The sequence below is a fragment of the Pseudomonas sp. Pseusp11 genome, from assembly GCF_047304405.1.
In the GTDB taxonomy this organism is placed as follows: Bacteria; Pseudomonadota; Gammaproteobacteria; order Pseudomonadales; family Pseudomonadaceae; genus Aquipseudomonas.
The window spans coordinates 1-20688 of record NZ_JBGLZF010000070.1 but is presented as its reverse complement, the minus strand read 5'-3'; the positions used below and the strand labels follow the sequence as shown (position 1 = coordinate 20688).

The 20688-nt window shown below is 59.7% G+C and carries 15 protein-coding genes and 2 pseudogenes; 13 read left to right on the top strand and 4 right to left on the bottom strand.

Going from position 1 to position 20688, the window contains the following annotated elements; translation table 11 throughout:
• Positions 1 to 168 precede the first annotated feature (168 nt).
• From ACCC96_RS29135 to ACCC96_RS29110, 6 genes and pseudogenes are all read left to right on the top strand, one after another.
• Positions 169 to 651: pseudogene (locus ACCC96_RS29135) on the top strand (S8 family serine peptidase); the annotation flags it as partial.
• Positions 647 to 904, top strand: a pseudogene (locus ACCC96_RS29130) (autotransporter domain-containing protein); the annotation flags it as partial. The pseudogenes ACCC96_RS29135 and ACCC96_RS29130, both read left to right, overlap by 5 nt.
• 237 nt (positions 905 to 1141) lie before the next feature.
• Positions 1142 to 4189 carry an autotransporter domain-containing protein gene (locus ACCC96_RS29125; RefSeq protein WP_413697619.1) on the top strand — a complete coding sequence of 1016 codons (3048 nt, stop codon included), beginning with the start codon at positions 1142 to 1144 and terminating at the stop codon, positions 4187 to 4189.
• A gap of 23 nt (positions 4190 to 4212) precedes the next feature.
• Positions 4213 to 5901 carry a polyurethanase gene (locus ACCC96_RS29120; protein ID WP_413697618.1) on the top strand — a complete coding sequence of 563 codons (1689 nt, stop codon included), beginning with the start codon at positions 4213 to 4215 and terminating at the stop codon, positions 5899 to 5901.
• 97 nt (positions 5902 to 5998) lie between these two features.
• Positions 5999 to 7852 carry a polyurethanase gene (locus tag ACCC96_RS29115; protein ID WP_413697617.1) on the top strand — a complete coding sequence of 618 codons (1854 nt, stop codon included), beginning with the start codon at positions 5999 to 6001 and terminating at the stop codon, positions 7850 to 7852.
• A gap of 258 nt (positions 7853 to 8110) precedes the next feature.
• Positions 8111 to 8500, top strand: coding sequence for a hypothetical protein (locus ACCC96_RS29110; RefSeq protein WP_258668459.1), 390 nt, complete (start codon positions 8111 to 8113; stop codon positions 8498 to 8500).
• A gap of 235 nt (positions 8501 to 8735) precedes the next feature.
• On the opposite strand, the gene ACCC96_RS29105 is transcribed toward ACCC96_RS29110, so the two are convergent.
• Complete coding sequence (locus tag ACCC96_RS29105) at positions 8736 to 9662, bottom strand: 2-hydroxyacid dehydrogenase (protein ID WP_413697616.1); 927 nt, start codon at positions 9660 to 9662, stop codon at positions 8736 to 8738.
• A gap of 272 nt (positions 9663 to 9934) precedes the next feature.
• Here ACCC96_RS29105 and gabT point away from each other — a divergent pair, with 272 nt between their 5' ends.
• From gabT to ACCC96_RS29075, 6 genes are all read left to right on the top strand, one after another.
• A complete protein-coding gene (gene gabT / locus ACCC96_RS29100; RefSeq protein ID WP_019649875.1) occupies positions 9935 to 11227 on the top strand; it encodes a 4-aminobutyrate--2-oxoglutarate transaminase in 1293 nt (430 codons plus the stop codon).
• Positions 11228 to 11323: 96 nt separating this feature from the next.
• Positions 11324 to 11980 (top strand): 2-haloalkanoic acid dehalogenase, encoded by a 657-nt coding sequence (locus tag ACCC96_RS29095; RefSeq protein ID WP_413697615.1) that lies wholly within the window; start codon positions 11324 to 11326, stop codon positions 11978 to 11980.
• A 45-nt stretch (positions 11981 to 12025) separates the two neighbouring features.
• Positions 12026 to 12514 carry an Lrp/AsnC family transcriptional regulator gene (locus ACCC96_RS29090; protein WP_003174918.1) on the top strand — a complete coding sequence of 163 codons (489 nt, stop codon included), beginning with the start codon at positions 12026 to 12028 and terminating at the stop codon, positions 12512 to 12514.
• A 180-nt stretch (positions 12515 to 12694) separates the two neighbouring features.
• Positions 12695 to 13900 carry a DUF1624 domain-containing protein gene (locus ACCC96_RS29085; RefSeq protein WP_413697614.1) on the top strand — a complete coding sequence of 402 codons (1206 nt, stop codon included), beginning with the start codon at positions 12695 to 12697 and terminating at the stop codon, positions 13898 to 13900.
• Between the two features lie 78 nt (positions 13901 to 13978).
• Positions 13979 to 14167 (top strand): OprD family porin, encoded by a 189-nt coding sequence (locus tag ACCC96_RS29080; RefSeq protein ID WP_258614387.1) that lies wholly within the window; start codon positions 13979 to 13981, stop codon positions 14165 to 14167.
• Positions 14168 to 14254: 87 nt separating this feature from the next.
• Positions 14255 to 15565, top strand: a complete 1311-nt coding sequence (locus ACCC96_RS29075; protein WP_258614386.1) for a hypothetical protein — start codon at positions 14255 to 14257, stop codon at positions 15563 to 15565.
• Between the two features lie 103 nt (positions 15566 to 15668).
• On the opposite strand, the gene ACCC96_RS29070 is transcribed toward ACCC96_RS29075, so the two are convergent.
• From ACCC96_RS29070 to ACCC96_RS29060, 3 genes are all read right to left on the bottom strand, one after another.
• Positions 15669 to 17177 (bottom strand): amidohydrolase family protein, encoded by a 1509-nt coding sequence (locus tag ACCC96_RS29070; RefSeq protein WP_413697613.1) that lies wholly within the window; start codon positions 17175 to 17177, stop codon positions 15669 to 15671.
• A gap of 113 nt (positions 17178 to 17290) precedes the next feature.
• Positions 17291 to 18004 (bottom strand): cupin domain-containing protein, encoded by a 714-nt coding sequence (locus tag ACCC96_RS29065; RefSeq protein ID WP_413697612.1) that lies wholly within the window; start codon positions 18002 to 18004, stop codon positions 17291 to 17293.
• 69 nt (positions 18005 to 18073) lie between these two features.
• On the bottom strand, positions 18074 to 18931 hold the full coding sequence (locus ACCC96_RS29060) for a GNAT family N-acetyltransferase (protein WP_413697611.1): 858 nt from the start codon (positions 18929 to 18931) through the stop codon (positions 18074 to 18076).
• Between the two features lie 241 nt (positions 18932 to 19172).
• Here ACCC96_RS29060 and ACCC96_RS29055 point away from each other — a divergent pair, with 241 nt between their 5' ends.
• Complete coding sequence (locus ACCC96_RS29055; RefSeq protein WP_258668448.1) at positions 19173 to 20645, top strand: aldehyde dehydrogenase family protein; 1473 nt, start codon at positions 19173 to 19175, stop codon at positions 20643 to 20645.
• Positions 20646 to 20688 lie beyond the last annotated feature (43 nt).

Genomic DNA, 20688 nt, shown 5'->3' with positions numbered 1-20688 from the left:
CCCGTTCGGTTGCGCAGCAACCGCCATTGGGTCTGCTTCGCAGCCCAGCGGGAGCAAGCTCCCTCGCCACAGAATCACAGCAACACGTCGCCCCTGGGACCGGGGCCTAGAACTCTAAAAACGCCAAGAAAGCGAGATTTCATGCACATGGACGTACAGATCAAGCCGATGTCGGTCGGCACGCTGCTGCTCTTGATTTCATCAGCGCCGGGTTCGGCCCAGGCGCAGTACCTGGAAACCGGCACCCTCGGCGACCCGGCCAGTTGGCGTTCGGCGGAGTTCCAGCGCGATTGGGGCCTGGGGCGGATGCAGGCCGATCAAGCCTATGCCGCCGGCATCACCGGCAAAGGCGTGAAAATCGGCGCGCTGGATTCCGGTTTCGATTCCAGCCATCCCGAATTCGCCGCCGACCGTTACCACGCCGTGACGGCCAGCGGCAGCTATGTCGATGGTTCAGCGTTCAACGTCGACGGCACGCTCAACGCCAACAATGACTCCCACGGCACCCACGTCACCGGCACCATGGGCGCGTCTCGCGATGGCAGCGGCACGCACGGTGTGGCGTTCAACGCGCAAATCTACGTCGGCAACACCAACAAGAACGATAGTTTCCTGTTCGGTCCCAACCCCGACCCGCGCTACTTCAAAGCTGGACCTGAGCGGCAGCCTCGGTTGGCAGCACAACCTGAGCAACACCGATTCCGAAGAACACCTGGCGTTTGCCAGCGGTGGCGCACCGTTCGCGGTGCAGAGCTCGCCGCTGGTTCGTGATGCGGCGCTGGTGGGCGCCCATGCCAGCCTGGTCTTGAGTCGGGACATTCGGTTGAACCTCGATTACACCGGCCAACTGGCCAGCCGCGAGAAGAGCCATGGAGTCGGGCTGAGTCTCAATTGGCAGTTTTAGTAGTTCGCCTGTAGCAGCTGCCGAGCAGCGCGAGGCTGCGAAGCAGTCGTGAAGTCAGCTATCACGGTGTGTCAGGAAAACCTTGCAGGCAGGGTTTGCGACGGCTGCGCCGCCGAACGCAGCCTCGCGCAGCTCGGCAGCTGCTACAGATCGGGTTGATGCGTGATGTATCAGCAGGACAAGACACGCCTTTGAAGGCCCAAGGATTTTTGCAACACAACTAAGGACGGTAGCTTGATGGATAACAAGTACAACAAACTTGCCTTGCTCTGTGCACTGGCAACCCTGGGCACCGCACACGCGGCACCCTACGTGGAAAACGGCAGGGTCGGTGACCCGAACAGTTGGCGCAGCGCGGAGTTCAACGCCGACTGGGGGCTGGGGGCGATCAACGCTCAGGATGCCTATGCGGCCGGTTACACCGGCAAAGGGGTGAAACTGGGGATCTTCGACCAGCCGGTCTACGCCTTGCACCCGGAGTTTTCCGGGGCCAACAAGGTGGTCACGCTGGTCACCAGCGGCATCCGTGAATACACCGACCCGTACATTCCGGTCAAAGCCGGGGACGCTTTTCTCTATGACGGTTCGCCCTCGGTAGGCTCCAACGGCAAACTCGGCGCCCACGGCACCCACGTTGGCGGGATTGCCGCGGGCAGTCGCGACGGCGGGCCGATGCACGGCGTCGCCTTTGGCGCGCAGATCATCAGCGCCGACAACGGCGACCCTGGCCCGGAAGACGGCATCATTCGCGGCAACGACGGCGCGGTGTACAAGGCCGGTTGGGACGCCCTGATCGCCAGCGGCGCGCGAATCATCAACAACAGCTGGGGCATCGGCATCACCGACCGCTTCGACCTCGGCGGCCGGGACCCGGCATACCCGCACTTCACCGTGCAGGACGCGCAACTGCAATTCAACGAAATCCAGACCTTGCTCGGGACCAAACCCGGCGGTGCCTACGACGGCGCCATCGCGGCGGCCCGCAGCGGCATCGTGACAATTTTCGCCGCCGGCAACGACTACAACCTCAACAACCCGGACGCCATCGCCGGCCTCGGTTACTTCGTCCCCCAGATCGCGCCGAACTGGATGACCGTCGCCGCGTTGCAGAAGAACCCGGATATCAACAGCCCGGACCTCTACAACATCAGCACCTTCTCGTCGCGTTGCGGCTACACCGCGAGTTTCTGCGTGTCGGCACCGGGCAGCCGCATCTATAGCTCGATCATCAGCGGCACCAATGCCGCTGACCTGACCACCGGCTATGCCAACTACAACGGCACCTCGATGGCGGCGCCGCACGTTGCCGGCTCGATAGCGGTGTTGATGGAACGCTTCCCGTACATGACCGGCGCGCAAGTTGCCAGCGTGCTGCGCACCACCGCCACCGACCTCGGCGCACCCGGCGTCGACGCACTGTACGGCTGGGGCATGATCAACCTGCGCAAAGGCATCGATGGCCCGGCGATGTTCGTCACCGAGCAGGACATTCCCGAGGAGTTCCGCATCAACGGCGCCTACGGCTCCAGCCAGTTTGTCGCGGACTTGCCGGGTATCGGCGCGATCATCGACGCCGGCAAACCCACCGAGCGCGTGTGCAATGACGTGCATTGCGGGCTCGACTTCTGGCGTAACGACATTTCCGGCCATGGCGGCCTGACCAAGCAGGGCATCGGCACGCTGGTGCTGACCGGCGCCAACACCTACACCGGCCCGACCCTGGTCAATCAGGGCCGATTGGCGATCAACGGTTCGCTGCTGTCGGCCGTCACCGTCAACAACAGCGGCATCCTTGGTGGTAACGGCAGCATTGCGGCGCTGACCGCCAAAAGCGGCGGCACCGTAGCGCCGGGCAACTCCATCGGCACCTTGCAGGTGGCGGGCGACGTGACCTTCGAACCTGGTTCGACCTACGCCGTAGAACTGTCGCCCACCAGCAGCGACCAGATCATCGCCGGCGGCAAGGCGATCATTGACGGCGCAACGGTCAGCCTGTCGCTGGAAAACAGCCCGACGCTGTTGACCACCGGCGAGGCGAAAACCCTGCTCGGCACTCGGTACAACATTCTGCAAGCAACAGGCGGGATTGAAGGACGCTTCGGTGCGGTAGTGCCGGACTACCTGTTCCTCGGCGGCACTCTCGATTATTCGGCGGGCGGCATTCAACTGGCCGTCGTGCGCAACGCAACGTCGTTCACCAGTGCCGGCCAAACCCCGAACCAACGCGCCGTGGCCGCTGCCGCCGAGCAACTGGGCGCAGGCAATCCGCTGTACGAAACCCTGCTGCTGTCGCCGACCGCCGCTGTCGCGCAACAAGCGTTCCAGCAGCTGTCTGGCGAGATTCATCCGGCGATCGGTACGCTGCTGATCAACGACAGCCGCTACCTGCGCGATGCCGTCGGCGAACGTTTGCGCGAGCGTGATCTGTTCGACGCCGGCGCACCAACCGATGACCGCAGCAACGCCTGGCTCAAAGTGCTCGGCGCCTGGGGCAAGAGCGATGGCGGGCATGACAACGCCAGTTCCAACAGCTCCATTGGCGGGCTGCTGGCCGGTGTCGATGGCTTGATCACTGAACATACGCGGTTGGGTTTCGTCACTGGTTACAGCGATAGCTCATTGAGCATGGGCGATGGCACGCATTCGCAGGCCGAGGTCGACAGCTATCACTTGGGTGCCTACCTGGGCCATGAAATCGACGCGCTGCGCCTGAGTGTCGGCGGTGCTTACAGCTGGCATCGCATCGACGTCAAACGCGACCTGCAATTCGGTGACGTCAGCGGCAAGCAGAAATCCAAACGCGATGCGACGACTGCACAGCTGTTCACCGAAGCGGCCTATCGCCTGGACCTGCAACCGCTGGCACTGGAGCCGTTCGCCAACCTGGCCTACGTGCACCTGAACAGCGACAGCTTTAGCGAAAAAGGTGACGCCGCCGCACTCAAGGGCGGTGAAAACAACCGCGATGCGGTGCTATCGACCCTCGGTCTGCGGGCGAGCAAAGCCATTGCGCTGTCCGACCAGCACCAGTTGGAACTGTCCGGCACGCTCGGCTGGCAGCACAACCTGAGCAGCACCCGTTCCGAAGACCACCTGGCCTTCGTCAACGGCAACACCGCGTTCAGCGTGCAAAGCGTGTCCATGGACCGCGATGCCGCGGTGGTCGGCGTCCGTGCCGGACTGGCGCTGGGCCGCGATACCCGTTTGAACCTGGATTACAACGGGCTGCTCGGCTCCCGGGAAAAAGACCACGGTGTGGGCCTGACCCTGGACTGGCAGTTCTGATTTGACGCAAAGGAAGCCACAACATGGGACTGTTTGATTACAAAAATGCTGACGGCAAGGCGTTGTACAGCGATGCCATCGCGCTGACGCTCTACGCCTACACGCCCACCGGCCAGCCACTGCCGGCGACCGCTTGGGCGCCGATTGGCGCGGCAGCCTTGGGCTATCAGGGCAAGGTCGGGCCTCAAGGCACCTTCTATGGCGAGAAGGACGGCTTCACCAGCGCCGAAGCCGAAATCCTCGGTAAATACGACGGGGCAGGGCAGCTGATCGGCCTCGCTATCGCCTTCCGCGGCACTGGTGGCCTGGGCTACAGCGACACCTTCGGTGACATGAAAAACAACCTGCTGGCCGCGGTCGGCCCGGTGGATTACGCGACGAACTACGCGAAAAATGCCTTCGACACTTTGCTCAAAAATGTCGCCGCGTTTGCCATCGCCCACGGCCTGAGCGCCAAGGACGTACTGGTCAGCGGGCACAGCCTCGGCGGGTTGGGGGTCAACAGCCTGGCGGAGTTGAGCGGCAATAACTGGGGTGGTTTCTTCAAGGACGCCAACTACATCGCCTTCGCCTCGCCGACCCAAAGCGCCACCGGCAACAACGTGCTGAACATCGGTTACGAGAACGACCCGGTGTTTCGCGTGCTCGATGGCACCACTTTCAGCAGTGGCTCGCTGGGCAAGCACGACGGTCATCAGGATTCGGCGACCAACAACATCGTCAACTTCAATGACCAGTACGCGTCCACCGCGCAGAACCTGGTGCCGTTCAGCATCCTCAACCCGCTGAACTGGTCGGCCCATGGCTCGTTGGGCTATGCCGACGGCTTGAACCGGGTGATCGACTCGCGCTTCTACGACCTCACCGACAAGGACTCGACGCTGATCGTTTCCAACCTGTCGGAGTCGTCCCGAGGCACCACTTGGGTCGAAGATCTGGGCCGCAGCGGCGAGCCCCACACCGGCAGCACCTTCATCATCGGCACCGACAGCAATGACTGGCTCAAGGGCGGCGCCGGCAATGACTTCATCGAAGGTCGCGACGGTAACGACCGGTTCCGCGATGACGGCGGCTACAACCTGCTGCTGGGCGGCAAGGGCAGCAACACCTTCGAGCTGCAGAAACCGTTGCAGAACTTCAGCTTTGCCAATGACGGCGACGGCACCCTGTATGTGCGCGACGCCTACGGCGGCATCAGCATGACCCGCGACATCGGCGCGCTGGTGAGCAAGGAGTCGGGTTCGTGGTGGGGCAGCAAGGAGGTGACCTACAACGTCACCGCCAATGGCTTGCTCAATGGTACGGAACTGACCCACTACAACCATTCGCTCAACGGCGACGCCTACGGCAACACGCTGGTGGCCAGCGTCGACGGTGACTGGCTGTTCGGCAACGCCGGCAACGACCTGCTGCGCAGCGACAAAAGCCACGTGACCTTCGTCGGTGGCACGGGCAATGACGTGATGCATGCCTCGGGCGGCGGCAACACCTTTCTGTTCAGCGGTGCCTTCGGCTTTGACGCGATCAATGGCTACCAGGGCAGCGACAAACTGGTGTTCATCGGAGTCCAGGGCGCGGGGCAGGGCTATGACTACACCCAGCATGCCTCACAGGCCGGCAACGACACAGTGCTGAAGATTGGCGATTACGCCGTGACGCTGGTGGGGGTGGGACTGGATAACCTGTCGGCTTCGGGAATTACCTTTGCGTAAAGGCTGCATGCACTAGAGGCTCCGGGGCGCCTCGTGATCGAGGCGTCCTGGCTGTGAGCTATCTCTGACAATTCCAACAAAGAGAGAGGCAATACCAATGGGTGTGTATGACTACAAAAACTTCGGTACAGCAGATTCCAAGGCGTTGTTCAGCGACGCCATGGCGATCACGCTGTATTCCTATCACAACCTCGACAACGGTTTCGCCACCGGTTACCAGCAAAACGGCTTCGGCCTGGGCTTGCCGGCAACTCTAGTGACCGCGCTGATTGGCGGCACCGATTCCCAGGGCGTCATCCCCGGCATTCCCTGGAACCCCGATTCGGAAAAGGCCGCACTCGAAGCCGTGCAAAAGGCCGGCTGGACACCAATCACCGCCGCGCAACTGGGCTATGACGGCAAGACCGACGCTCGCGGAACCTTCTGCGGCGAGAAGGCCGGTTACACCAGTGCGCAAGTGGAGATCCTCGGCAAGTACGACGCCCAGGGCCATCTCACGGAAATCGGCATTGCCTTTCGCGGCACCAGCGGCCCACGGGAAATCCAGATCGGCGACTCCATCGGCGACGTGATCAACGATCTGCTGGCGGCGTTGGGCCCCAAGGATTACGCGAAAAACTATGTGGGCGAAGCCTTTGGCAATTTGCTCGGCAAAGTCGCGGCGTTTGCCCAGGCCAATGGCCTGGCAGGCAAGGACGTGCTGGTCAGCGGCCACAGCCTCGGCGGGTTGGCCGTCAACAGCCTGGCGGACTTGAGCAGCGAAAAATGGTCCGGGTTCTACCAGGACTCCAATTACATCGCCTACGCCTCGCCGACCCAAAGCAGCAGCGACAAAGTGCTGAACATCGGTTACGAAAACGACCCGGTGTTCCGCGCCCTCGACGGCTCGTCGTTCAACCTGGCTTCGGTGGGCGTGCACGATGCTCCCAAGGATTCAGCGACCGATAACATCGTCAGCTTCAACGACCACTACGCCTCGACGGCATGGAATGTGTTGCCGTATTCCATCCTTAACATTCCTACCTGGATCTCGCACTTGCCCACCGGTTACGGCGACGGCATGACCCGGGTGCTGGAGTCGAAGTTCTACGACCTGACGAGCAAGGATTCGACGATCATCGTCGCCAACCTCTCGGACCCGGCGCGAGCCAACACCTGGGTCCAGGACTTGAACCGCAACGCCGAAACCCACAAAGGCAGCACCTTCATCATCGGCAGCGACGGCAATGACCTGATCCAGGGCGGCAAGGGCAACGACTACATCGAAGGCCGCGACGGTAACGACACCTTCCGCGACAGTGGTGGCTACAACATCCTGTTGGGCGGCAAGGGCAGCAACGTGCTGGACCTGCAACAGTCGGTGAAGAACTTCGTCTTCGCCAATGACGGTGCCGGCAACCTGTACGTGCGTGACGCCAATGGCGGCATCAGCATCACCCGCGACATCGGCAGCATCGTTACCAAGGAACCGGGGTTTCTCTGGGGCCTGTTCAAGGATGATGTGACCCACAGCGTCACCGCCAATGGCCTCACCGTCGGCAGCAACCTGACCCAGTACGCCTCGAGCGTGAAGGGCACCACCGGCACCGACACCCTCAAGGCCCATGCAACGGGCGACTGGTTGTTTGGCCTGGACGGCAACGACCACTTGATCGGCAGCGCCGGCAACGATGTGTTTGTCGGCGGGGCGGGCAATGACCTGATCGAGTCCGGTGGCGGGGTCGATACCTTCCTGTTCAGCGGCGCGTTTGGCCAGGACCGGGTGGTGGGTTACCAGGCCAACGACAAACTGGTGTTCCTCGGGGTTCAGGGTGTTGCGCCAAACGACGACTTCCGTGCCCATGCCACGGCGGTGGGGCAGGATACGTTGCTGACGTTTGGCAGTGATTCGGTGACCCTGGTAGGTGTTGGGCTGGACAGTTTGTCCGGTAGCGCGATTGTGATCGCCTGAGGGTAATGGGGCGCCGGTAAGGACCTCTTCGCAAGCAAGCTTCGCGCCTACAGGGGAAATACATTCCAATGCAGGAGCGAAGCTTGCCCGCGATGAACGATGACGCGGTAATCCTGCCTGTCCCCGTGACTCACTGGCCACTCTCGGACTCCAATACCTGCACCAACAGGAACTGGCACTAAAGCTTTAGCCCGTACACGCGTTATTCCTATGACGTCGGTGCTGCATGCCGCTATTGAGTACAGGAGATTTAGTAACGTGAGTAACAGCAAGAGGTACACCTTCGGTCTGGCGCTGGCCTTGTTATCGGCAGCCGCCGCCGCAGAACTGCCTCAGAGCTCGATTCTGACCCGTTACGGGGTCACTTCCGATCAGTTGCCGAAACCGGCAGCCGCCGAAACCGCCAAGCCCGTCGAAGAAAAAAGCCGCTTCCAGCTCCAGCCGGAACAGCCCTGGGTGACCGTGCGCCTGGGTGACGGCAAACAACCGGAGAAGACCGGCAACATCAGCATCGACCGTTCGATGCAGCAGGAACAGGAGCGCTGCCAGCGAATGCAGGAACAACTGATCCGGCGTGGCGGGCAATACATTTCCTGTGATAACAACGTTCCCGGGAACTCACTAAACCTATTAATGCCGGACAATTAAGCCGTAATGCGATCTGTAGCAGCTGTCGAGCTTGCGAGGCTGCGTTCGGCTGCAGAGCAGTCGTAAAACCAGACATTGCGGTGCATCAGGCAGACCGCGTTAGCCGGATTCACGACTGCTTCGCAGCCGAACGCAGCCTCGCAAGCTCGACAGCTGCTACGGCGAACGCACAAAGAGTGCGTTGCGGCTGAACTGACCGGCATTAGCCCCTGAGCGCCCGTTACTGCATCGGCGCTCAATAACCCTGCGCGCGATCGATCTCGCCGAGCATCGGCTCCCCCCGTTGATGCCGGCGGATGTTCTCCAGCAACACCCCGAATGCGCTTTCCGGCTGGGTCATCGCGGCGATGTGTGGCGTCAGCAGAATCTGCGGGTGGTGCCAGAACGGATGATCCTCCTGTGCCGGTTCCTGCTGCAGCACATCGAGTACCGCGCCGCTCAAATGCCCGCTGCCCAGCGCTTCCAGCAGATCCTCTTCTATCAAATGCCCACCACGGCCCATGTTGATCAGCGCCGCGCCCTTGGGCAGTTGCTCAAACAGGTTGCGATCAAGAATGCCCTGGGTCTGTTCGGTCAGCGGCAATACACACAACAGAATGTCGCACTGGCTGAGGAACGCCGACAGTTGCGCGTTGCCGGCATAGCAATCGACCCCCGGAATGTGATGGGCACTGCGCGCCCAGCCGGACAAGGCAAAGCCCAGCGGTTGCAAGGTCGCCAGAATCTGCTGCGCCTGGGCGCCGAGCCCCATGACCCCGACCCGACGTTTGGCCGCCGGTTGCAGCAAGTGCGCCTGCCAGCAGCGAGCTATTTGTTGCTGGCGATAGCGCAGCATGTCGCGGTGCAGGCTGAGTACGGCAAAAGTCGCGTATTCGCACATGCCACGGGTGATGCCCGGATCCAGCAGGCGCACCACCGGCAAGCTCGCCGGCAGGCGTCCGAGGTCGAGTTGATCGACGCCGGCGGACAGGGCAAACAGCACTTGCAGATTCGGCAGCACAACGTCGAGATCGTCAGGTGCCTGCCACGCGGCCAGGTATTGAATGTCCTTCGGGTCGCCGATGTCCGGCCAGGCGCGCCATTCGATATCCGGGGCGTGTTCGGCAAACAGCGCTTTCCACTGTTCGCCGCGCACAGGGTCAGCTTTATACAGCAGGGCCATGGGCATTTCCTGAAAGGTGAAGGGGCTGCCCATCATCGCGCAATACCAGCGCAGGATCTGTCGAAAGCAGCGGCTTTAACGGGTTGTGTGATCTTGTATCGACCCGGCATCGGCAGATTCGGCGGGCTGAAGGAATCTGCCGTTTGGCGGGGTGAAAACAGTCGATCCGAATTTCTCAGGGGGCAAGTTCGGCGTAGTTCGTTTCGCGCAAGCCTTAACCTGAACACCATCGCAACCACTTCCCGGTTGCCGGACTCACGATGGGAAATGCCATGAATAGCAAAGTCGACGAAACCCCTCATTTGCTCCGTCAGCGCGATCAATTCGTGCCACGTGGCCTGGTTACCGCGCACCCGTTGGTGATCGATCGGGCCCAGGGTTCAGAATTGTGGGACGTGGACGGCAAGCGCTACCTGGACTTTGTCGGCGGTATCGGTGTGCTTAACATCGGTCACAATCACCCGAAGGTGGTCGCGGCGGTGCAGGCGCAGTTGCAGAAAGTCTCCCACGCGTGTTTTCAGGTGGTGGCCTATAAGCCTTATCTCGACCTGGCCCAGCGCCTGTGCGAAATGATCGGCGGCCATGACGCTTATAAAGCAGCGTTCTTTACCTCCGGCGCCGAAGCGGTGGAAAACGCGGTGAAGATTGCCCGCGCCCACACCAACCGCTCGGCGGTGATCGCCTTTCGTGGCGGGTTCCATGGCCGGACCTTGCTCGGCACCACGCTGACCGGCATGAGCCAGCCGTATAAACAGAACTTCGGGCCGTTCGCGCCGGAGGTCTTCCACACCCCGTATCCGAATGCCTATCGCGGTGTCACCAGCGACATGGCGCTCAAGGCACTGGACGAGTTGTTGGCGACCCAAGTGGCGCCTGAGCGGGTCGCGGCGATCATCATCGAACCGGTGCAGGGCGATGGCGGTTTCCTCGCGGCACCGGCGGAGTTTCTACAGGCCCTGCGTGCCCTGACTGAAAAGCACGGCATCGTGCTGATCCTCGATGAGATCCAGACCGGTTTCGGGCGTACCGGCAAATGGTTCGGTTTCCAGCACGCCGGGATTCAGCCGGATCTGGTCACCGTGGCCAAGAGCCTGGCTGGCGGTTTGCCGCTGTCCGGTGTGGTCGGCAAAGCCGAGATTATGGACGCGCCATTGCCCGGCGGCCTTGGCGGTACTTACGGCGGCAACGCGCTGTCGTGCGCGGCGGCGCTGGCGGTAATCGAGGCCTACGAGCAAGAGCAGTTGCTGGCCCGTGGCGAAGCGTTGGGCGAGCGTCTGCGTCAGGGACTGTTGCGCTTGCAGGCCCGTTACCCGCGGATCGGCGACGTGCGCGGCAGCGGCTTCATGCTGGCGATCGAGCTGATCAAGGATGACGAGGCACGGACCGCGGATGCCGACCTCAACCAACGACTGATCGACGAAGCCCGGGCCGGTGGCCTGTTGGTGATCAAGTGCGGCGTGCAACGCAACGTGTTGCGCTTCCTCGCGCCACTGGTGACCAGCGAAGCACAGATCGATGAAGCGTTGCAGATTCTCGACGCGGCACTGGCACGAGTCTTGAACTGAGCTCACGCCAGCTCACGGGCGCTGCCACACGGCATCGCCCGTGAGCATTTATGGAGCATGGATTGATGGAATGCATCATCGGAGGCTTTACACACCATGGGGCTGACTGAGTATCGAGCGTTGCTGATCGATTGCGATGAGGTGCTGGTGGATCGCGACTCCGGAGTCTGGGCGGCGTTGCAGCCGCTGCTCGACAGCCGTGGCGGTCACTCGGACAAGGCACAGGTGCTGGCCGAATTCAGCGAGGTGGTGCAGGCGCTGTACCCGCGTTTCGGCGAGTTGGGCTTCAGTGGTTTGCTGTGTTTCGCCCACCGTCAATTGGCCGAGCGCTGGGAGTTGAAAGCCAGCTGGGAGGAGGGCATGAGCTTCGCCCGGTCCGTCGTCGGCTGGTCGTTGTTCGAGGATGCACCCGGCGCCATGCTGTATTTGCGCAAGTTCTATCGCCTGCTGGTGCATGGCGACCGTGACGCCGAAGATCGCGGCCTGCTGTGCGAACGCCTGGGGATCATGCCCGACGATTTTATTTCCCTGGCAAGCGACCCATTGCAGGACCATGACTGGCTGGCGGCCAATGACCTTGATGCCAACACCATCCTCCAGGTAACCCGGCCTGGCGCCCGGCAACCGGGGGCGGGCGCGGTCTGCCTGATCTGTCGCGGCCGGGCCAGACACCCGTCGCCGTGCGCGGCGGATTACTGCATCAACAGCATGGCGGATCTGGTGGCTCAGCATCAGCTGTCTTTACGGCGCTGATTTTGCTAGAAGATTGTCTTACAAACGGCAGTCAAGAGGTACGCAATGGAAGGTTTAGTAAAACTGGACCGAATCGACATCAGCATCCTGGTTGAGCTGCAAAAGGACGGGCGCATGACCAACGTCAGCCTGGCCGATGCCGTGGGCCTGTCGGCCAGCCCCTGCCTGCAACGGGTCAAGCGGCTGGAGTCGGCCGGGTATATTTCCAGCTACAAGGCTCACCTGAACCTGGCCAAGATCACCGACTCGGTCACGGTGTTCACCGAGATCACCTTGAGCGACCACAAGCGCGAGGACTTCGCCAAGTTCGAGTCCAATATCCGTCTGGTCGACGAAGTGCTCGAATGCCACTTGATCAGCGGTGGCTACGATTACCTGGTGCGCTTCATGACCCGCAGCATCCAGCATTATCAGGAAGTGGTCGAAAGCCTGCTGGACAAGAACATCGGCATCTCCAAGTACTTCAGCTACATCGTCATCAAGTCCCCCGTGCTCAAGGACGGCGTGCCGCTGCGCAAATTGTTGCGGCACTGAAGCTGACTCCGCGAACACATCCGTCGTCCACTCCATTGCAGCTCAAGCGCAACCCACGTGGGAGCGGGCAAGTCCGCTCCCACAGGTTCCTCACCGTAACTGACTGACATTGGGCATGCACTTCGGTGCTACGGGAAAATAGCCAGCGGTAGTCCACTGACCAAGACATGAGTGACTGATATGACCCTATCTACAAGCGTGGCAGGGCAGGCGGGAAGTGTTTCCCCTGCGCTGGCCACCAGCGTTGCCAAAACCAACACCCGGATGTTGGCCATCGATGCCTTGCGCGGTTTCGTCATGCTGTTGATGCTCATCGACCATGTGCGCGAAACCTTTCTGCTGCACCGTCAGGTCACCGACCCGATCGATGCGCTGAGCGTGACCCCGGACCTGTTCTTCACCCGCCTGCTGAGCACCCTTTGCGCCCCGGTGTTCATCTTCCTCACCGGTTTGTCGGCCTGGCTCTACAGCCAGAAACACACGGCCAGTGAAACCTCGGTGTTTCTGCTCAAGCGCGGGCTGTTCCTGGTGTTTCTGGAGCTCACGTTCGTGTGCTTTGCCTGGAACGCCGAGTTCCCGCCCAAGACACTGTGGCTGCAAGTGATCTGGTGTATCGGCATCTGCATGATCGTGCTTGCCGGGTTGCTGCACTTCAAGCGCGGTTGGCTGATCGTGCTCGGGGTGGCGATTGTCGCCGGGCACAACCTGCTCGATGGCGTGACCGTGGGGCCGGAGTCGCCGTTCTTCGTGCCGTGGTCGATCCTGCATCAGCGCGTATTCATCGACATCACCGAGTTCACCCGGGCTCGCACCACGTACCCGGTGTTGCCGTGGATCGGCGTAATCCTGCTGGGCTGGGCCATCGGGCCGTGGTTCGGCAAGGACATGGAACCGGCAGAGCGGATTTCCCGCTTGCTCAAAGTCGGCTTCGGCCTGCTGGCGGCGTTTGTGTTCATCCGCTATCTGAACGTTTACGGCGAGGAACCCTGGGTGCAGACCGGTGATTCGCTGCGCACTTTCATGAGCTTCATGAGTGCGAAGAAGTACCCGCCGTCACTGATGTTCCTGATGCCGACCCTCGGCCTGGGGCTGATTCTTCTGGCGTTGTTCGAGAAGGCCCAGGATCGTTGGTCCACCGCGACCCTGGCGGTCTACGGTGGTGCGCCGATGTTCTTCTACTTGTTGCACCTGTATGTGCTCAAGGCCATGTACCTGGTGGCCGTTGCCATCTGGGGCGCCAATCAGGGCACCTATTACGGCTTCGATAACCTGCCCATGGTCTGGCTGTGGAGCGTGATTCTCGGGGTGCTGCTGTTCTTCCCGACGCGCTGGTTCGCCAACCTCAAGCAGCGCCGTCGCGACATCGCGATTCTCAAATACCTCTGAGCCGCTCTTCGGTGTCCCCCCATTGGGCGGGACACCTTGCAGACCCGCTACGCACGACTGATTTTCCAGGAGAAAGCTGTGAAGACGTTAACCACGCACGCCCTGCTTTTGGCCTTGGGAGGGGAAACCCTGCTCGCTCAGGCATCGGAACAAGACAACGCCAACGGTTTTTTGCAGGACAGCCAATGGAGCCTGCTCAATCGCAGCCTCTATGATCGACGCGATTATGAACACGGCGCGCTCAGCAACGGCGCGCGCATCGCCTGATGCACCCGGCGCTGCTGCGCTCTATACCTCCGCATGACTGAACATCTTGTATGATTGGTCTTTGGAATAAGCTAGCAGAGGCTTGTAGTGCGAACGGATTTTAAACGACCTAAGGATAAGGCCAAGGATATCTACTGGGCGCTAGACTTTGCTAAAGAGCATTATGGCTGGATCACTGCACTGTGTGCCTTCTTGGCATCTTTTGCCGGAGTTGCAAGCTTAAGTTCATATTCGTTGTACATAGGCCGCCCGGATGTTTTCTTGCGATCGCTGGAGTTCGGTCCCTCTTTGGCCATTCTGTTTGTTGCGTGTTTTCTTTTGTTTGTCGGTCTAGTCGGCAGCATGCTGGTGACTTCTTATGTTTTTTCGTCGACAATCTCCTTCCTAAAGCCAGAGATTGAGCAGGCAAAAACGGTCGTTCGCTGGTTGTTTGGAATGACGGCAGCCGCCATGGCGGTCCTTATATTGGTCGTGCTGGCGGGTACGCTACTTGACTATTCGACTGCCCATTTAGGATGGGCATTTCTTTCATTAATCCCACTGGTCGGCACCGCCTGGAAATTTTTTAAGGTTAACGCCGGCAAGCTAGGTTGTTTACCTCTAGAGGCTGGTACGTCAAGGAAAATCCTGGCGTGTGCATTACTGGTCGCGGCGTTGGAGTTGATTGCTTTTCTGGGTATTTTCCCGGCATCGGTGGTCGCCAAGTCGTTCGTCGGCCCCGATACAATTCTCGGACTATCCCAAGCGCTTATATTCAGTTTTATAACGATGCTGGGGTCATTGTTTCCAGCAGTCGTTTTTCACATGAGCATGGCTGAAAGCAGACTGATTCGCTTTAGGTTAGTGCTGGCCAGTGTATTCGGTTTTATCGGTGTCTTGACGATTACCGCGCCGGCAATGTTTGGCTTCGTTTCTGTGGGCGGCGCTCATACCATCGGTCTGAGCGATCTGGAACAACGGCACTATCTTATTTCAAGTGACAAGTACCCGATCGGAAAATTTGACAAGACACGTTGGAATACGGTGGAGGATCAAGAGAAAAAGTTCATCATTGATGCTATCTCCCTGTACTCATTTGGCTCGGTCGAATTGCTTTGCCCGGCTAACCTTAGACTGGTCAAAGCACCTGAACGGCGCAAGTACACCCAGCGCTGTGTTCGCTTTACGCGAAGCGCCATTACCGTGCTGGATGCCGTTGACGAGGCCGACAGGCTCAACCAGGGACAAAAGGCGTGTCTGGCGTCTATCCCGTTTTACCCGGTGAGCGCCGCTGCATGGCTGAACGCAATCGCCAGCGAGTTTGCCCACCGCACCAGGATCGTCATTCCCTTGCGCCTGAACGATGGGCAAAAGTATCTGCTTAATGTCAGAAAACCTTTGTTTCGACGGTGTAATTAAAGGCAATTGATCTGATTGCTGGTGTGTTTCAGGTGCTGATCAGATGTCCGGAGCGATTGCTCCGGACATGAGGTTGGCCGAGATACGAGGTCTTCGTACGCAATTATGTTTGACCGAGGAATTCATAACCCGTTTCTGAAAAGAATCGCTCCCTGTAGGGCGCGTACTCAGGCTTGTTGAAAATACTCAGGAAGACTTCAAGGTACGGTAACGTGTGATCCACCATGGACGGCATGTCCCAATCGGAGCCATAGGCTATTTTCTTCATCAAGTCATATTGCCCGATATTCTTTCTTGCTGTTTCCAGGTTGGCTATAAAATAATTAACCCAGTCTTCCCCCTGAAGTAGCTCCGTGATGTAAGCAACTTCGCAGTAAACGTTTTTGTACTGGGTGCACAGTTTTGCAATGATCCTCGCAAAATTATCTGGGTCATCCCATTGCTCTGCTGTTTTGGCGGTCCACCCGTAGTATTTCTTTTTCCCTGCTCCGTCATCTCTTTCGGCTTGGCCTCCCCCCGCATGCCCAAAGCACAGGCGCAGACCAGGAAATTTTAGAAGTACATTGGCCCAAAGTTTCGGGTGGGTATTCAGACCATAATGCTCCTTGGTTTCAAAACCGATGGGGGTGCAGTGGACGAATATTGGCCTGTCGCGTTCTATGCAATATGCAAAAAATTGATCGATTCGGTCGCGTACAGTTAAATCGCTATCTTCAAAAGGTAAGTAACCCATGGCCGGGTAGAATTTATATCCTGAGAATGATTTTATGGAGGCGTCTGCAATTTCCTTCCAGTTATCTCGACGAGGATCGAATGCCGAGAATCCGATGATTTTTTGGGGGTATTTTAGCTGTAGCTCCTCCATGTTATTAAGCTGCTTGGGGAAAAACGGATAACAGACGTCAGCGGGTTGTTTGTAAGCTTTTTCCATGTCCATCATGAAGTGTACGAAGCGCATTTTATCTTTGTATATTCCATAGCTGTCGTTCAGTTTTTCAACCAAAACCTCTTCAGCGTGAAGCATGGTCCATAGGAATTCGATGAAGTCGCCTCCGTCCTCCACATTTTTACAGAGCCTTGAAACTGCACGAAGCGCTTTTTTAACTGCCTTTTCCCATGTGTAGAATTTGATGCCCATGGTACTGGGGAAAAGGTTTTTCGGCGCTAATGAGTTGTCATGGATGAGTATCAGCGCGTCTGTGCTGAGGCCTTCATCTTCATAGACGATATCGTCCAACTGGTCGATGATTTTGGCCAGGCCTGAGTCAAGAATTACTTTTGAACGCCCGTCCTCTAACGATAAGTTTTTGGTGTTCTGCGTGGGCTCTGAATGAATCTTAGCCAGTTCAAAATCCGCCACCGCCCAAATCAAATCGACAAACGGCTCCTTACTTTTAATAGCCAATGGGTTGATGTCGACATCTTTGGCAAGGAGGCTGCTTTCTGATCCCGTCAAACTCCATAACAGTTCAGCAGTTACGTCCGCTAACTTGCTTTCATTTCTTCCCATCTTGTCGGCAATGACCCGCCCCAAAGGCATATAACGCGCATTGAACAGATGGGTGTGCAAATCTAATATTTTCGCCGGAATCGCATTGTTCTCTTCACTCATGGTTCGGCTCCTTATTTGTTTAAATAAGGTTGCCGAGACTATGAATGTGAGTTCTCTGCCACCTTAACGTCTTCTGACGTATTCGCAGCTTAGTCAACATTTAAAAGATTAGGTTATTTAACTGCGTAAACCTTGCGCACATACCGCGCACTGTTCCAGGCACAAGGTGCCCCTTGCGGTACGAACACGGTGTCACCGGGATTGACCGTAACGCTGGTTCCATCCGGCGCCTGTAAAGTCACGCTGCCTTCGAGCAGGTGCATCAGCTCGTTGAGTTTGTGCGCTCGGCCATGGCGGGTGTACGGCGTCGAATCCCAGACACCCACGCGCAGATTAGTCGTGTCGTCTTCGAAGGCATTGCGCGAGCGGCACTGCGGCGTAGGCCCGATCAGTATCTGCGGTTCCGGTGCTGCCGAAGGGGACAGCATCGCCAGCGGGTCGAGCGCTGTCAGCCCCGGTTTCTGTTCGGCGCTGGGGCTGGTGACGGCGCAGAAGGCCCAGCACGTATCGGGTTGTGCCTGAAACCTGAGCGCCGTGCCGCGACCGATCACGGCGCTGGCACCGATGCCCAGTTCCAGCACCTGTTCCCCGGATTGCAGCACCACATGCCCGGCATGGACCACGATCACTTCGGTGTGCGGGAAGCCCTCGATATCGAAGGATTTGCTGGGGTGAACAAGCCCCGCCGAGATGCTGTCGGACCCGATGTAGGCAATCTGGCGACCGTCCATGAACGGATCGATGGAACTCAAGGGCGCTGCCTTGAAAGACGTAGAAACGCGGCTGCCGTCGGCGCGGGCCAACAGCACAATGGTGGGTTGAGACATGCGGGTGACGCTCCCTGCAAATGGGGGGTAGAAAGTGATGGAAGGCGCTCGCTTCATCGCGCGCCGGGATCAGCCGATGGCTTGGGTGACGAGGGCAAATTGGCGTACGCCGTTGACCGCTTGCGGCGGTGTACCCCGTGCCATTTGCGCCACGGTGTCGACCTGTTTGAGACCGGCCAGCTCCAGCCACTCGCTCAAACCACTGTCCGCTGGAATATCGATTCGCACGAAAGCGTCCGGCACCTGGGCCAGCAACACGGCGATCAGGTGTTTGGCCTGTTCAAGGTTTTCGGCGATGACCGGGCCGAGGCAACGACCGCGACCAAACGGGCGCAGCAGGGCGAAGGCACGCAAGTGACCGTCGCGCTCGATGCCCACTGAATGCTCGGCCACCGCAAACAGCTCCGTGAGCACCGCTTGCCGGTCCAGACCACTGCCAGCGTTGGCCAGTGCCAGTTGAGGAGCCCGATCCGCCGCCTGTAACGGGCGGCATTCCTCACCGTCCGCCAGTGGTTCAAGCGCGGGCGCCTGGGCCAGGCCTTGATGCTGCTGAATCCGTCCGAACTCGACAAACCCCTGGCTGGCGTAAAGCGGCGCACCGGCGAGGGTCGCATTAAGCATCGGCGTGCGCGACTGGCAGGCTTGCAGCGCGTTTTCCATCAACCGACGGCCGATGCCCTTGCCCTGATAGTCGTCACTGACAATCACCAGGCCGATGGTGGCGAAGTCGCCTTGCCGGCAGGCGAATGCGGTGCCGATCAATCGGTCGCCATCGAGCACCACAAAGCCTTCGCTGACCCGCTGCAACATCGCCCAGTCTTCCAGGCGATGAGGCCACTTCAACTCGACAGACAAGGCATGGGCCGAAGGCAAATCAGCAGCGGTCATCGGCCGATAGACATAAGCGGAAGGGTGCGAGGCGGACATGATGAATCTCCGTTTTACAGTGTGCGCGATCAACCGGTTTTCCGGCGCGAGGATGCCTGTATCCCATCTGTGTGAAGGCCTGACAAGGGGGGCGGAAGGATTCGGCAGATTCCTCACATCAAAGGCCTGCAGACCACACTTACTACTTAATTGCCCCATAAGGTCGGCAGCAAATGCTTGGGCTTTTTTTCTACGATGGAGGCCTGAGTAAACGCCTCGCCGTCCCTTTTTGGAGTGCTCCATGGATAGCTTCGATCCTCGCCTTATCGCTGTGCGCAGCGCTCATTTTATTGCCGGAAAATACCGCGACGCCCAACCGGGGCTGGAGGTGGTTCGCCCTTCAGACGGTCAGGCCTATGCCCAGTTGCCGATCGCCGATGCCGACCTGGTGGATGAGGCGGTCAATGATGCCTGGCAGGCGTTTAACCGCAGCGATTGGGCCAGCCGTCCGCCCCGGGAACGGGCACGGGTCATGCGTCGCTGGGCCGATCTGATCGAAGCCGATGTCGCCGTGCTGGCGCCGCTGGAAGCGGTGGGCTCGACCCGTCCGCATAAAGATGTGATCGCCTGGGACATTCCTTATGTCGCCGAGGGCATTCGCTTCTTTGCCGAACTGGCGGACAAGCACGGCGGCCAAGTCGCGGCGACCCAGACCGATCGCCTGGGCATGCAGATCGCTGAACCGTACGGCGTGATCGCCGCCATCGCGCCGTGGAATTTCCCCTTGAGCATGGCTTCATGGAAAGTCGCGCCGGCACTGGCTGCCGGCAATGCCGTGGTGCTCAAACCGTCGGAGCTGACGCCGTTTTCCAGCCTGCGCTTTGCCGAACTGGCGCTGCAGGCGGGCATTCCTGCCGGGATTTTCAACGTGGTTCAGGGCGATGGCCGCGTCACTGGCGACGCCTTGTGCCGTCATCCACGGGTGGGCAAGGTAACCTTTACCGGCTCCACGGCGACCGGCTCGAGCATCATGTCCACTTGTGCATTGGTGGGGCCGAAACCGGTAACGCTGGAGCTGGGCGGCAAGAGCCCGCAACTGGTGTTCGCCGACGTGCCGGACATCGCGAAAACCGCGCGCACCGTGGCGCTGGCCATCACCGGCAATGCCGGGCAGGTGTGCGTGTCTGGTTCGCGGTTGTTGATCGAGCGCTCGATCATGGAACCGTTCGTTGCGCACTTGCAGGCGTATTTCGAGGAATTGCGCCCGGGGCCGACCTGGTCGTCCGAGAGCACGCTGTCGCCGATTATTTCCCGGTTGCAGGCCAGCCGTATCGACGGCATCGTCCAGCGTTCGCGCCAGGCCGGGGCCGAAGTGCTGACTGGCGGTGGTTTGTTTGAAGGGCTGGGCGGTGCCTATTACCAGCCGACCTTGCTGGCCGGCCTGGACAATCAGAACCCGGCGATCTGTGAAGAAATCTTCGGCCCGGTGCTGACGGTGCAGGCGTTCGATGACGAACAGCAGGCATTGAGCCTGGCCGCGCACGCCACCTACGGCCTGGCGGCGGGCGTGCACACCGCCGACATCAACCGCGCCCTACGACTGGTCCGGCGACTGGAGGCGGGCACGGTGTGGGTCAACCGCTACGGACGCAGCAATGACTACATCCTGCCGACCGGTGGCTACAAACGCTCCGGCATCGGCAAGGACCTGGGTCGCGAAGCCTTCGAAGCCAACTTGCGCTTCAAGAGCGTGCTGATCGATATCGCTGGCTAATGTCCGCCCCCTAACACCTGTGGCGAGGGAGCTTGCTCCCGCT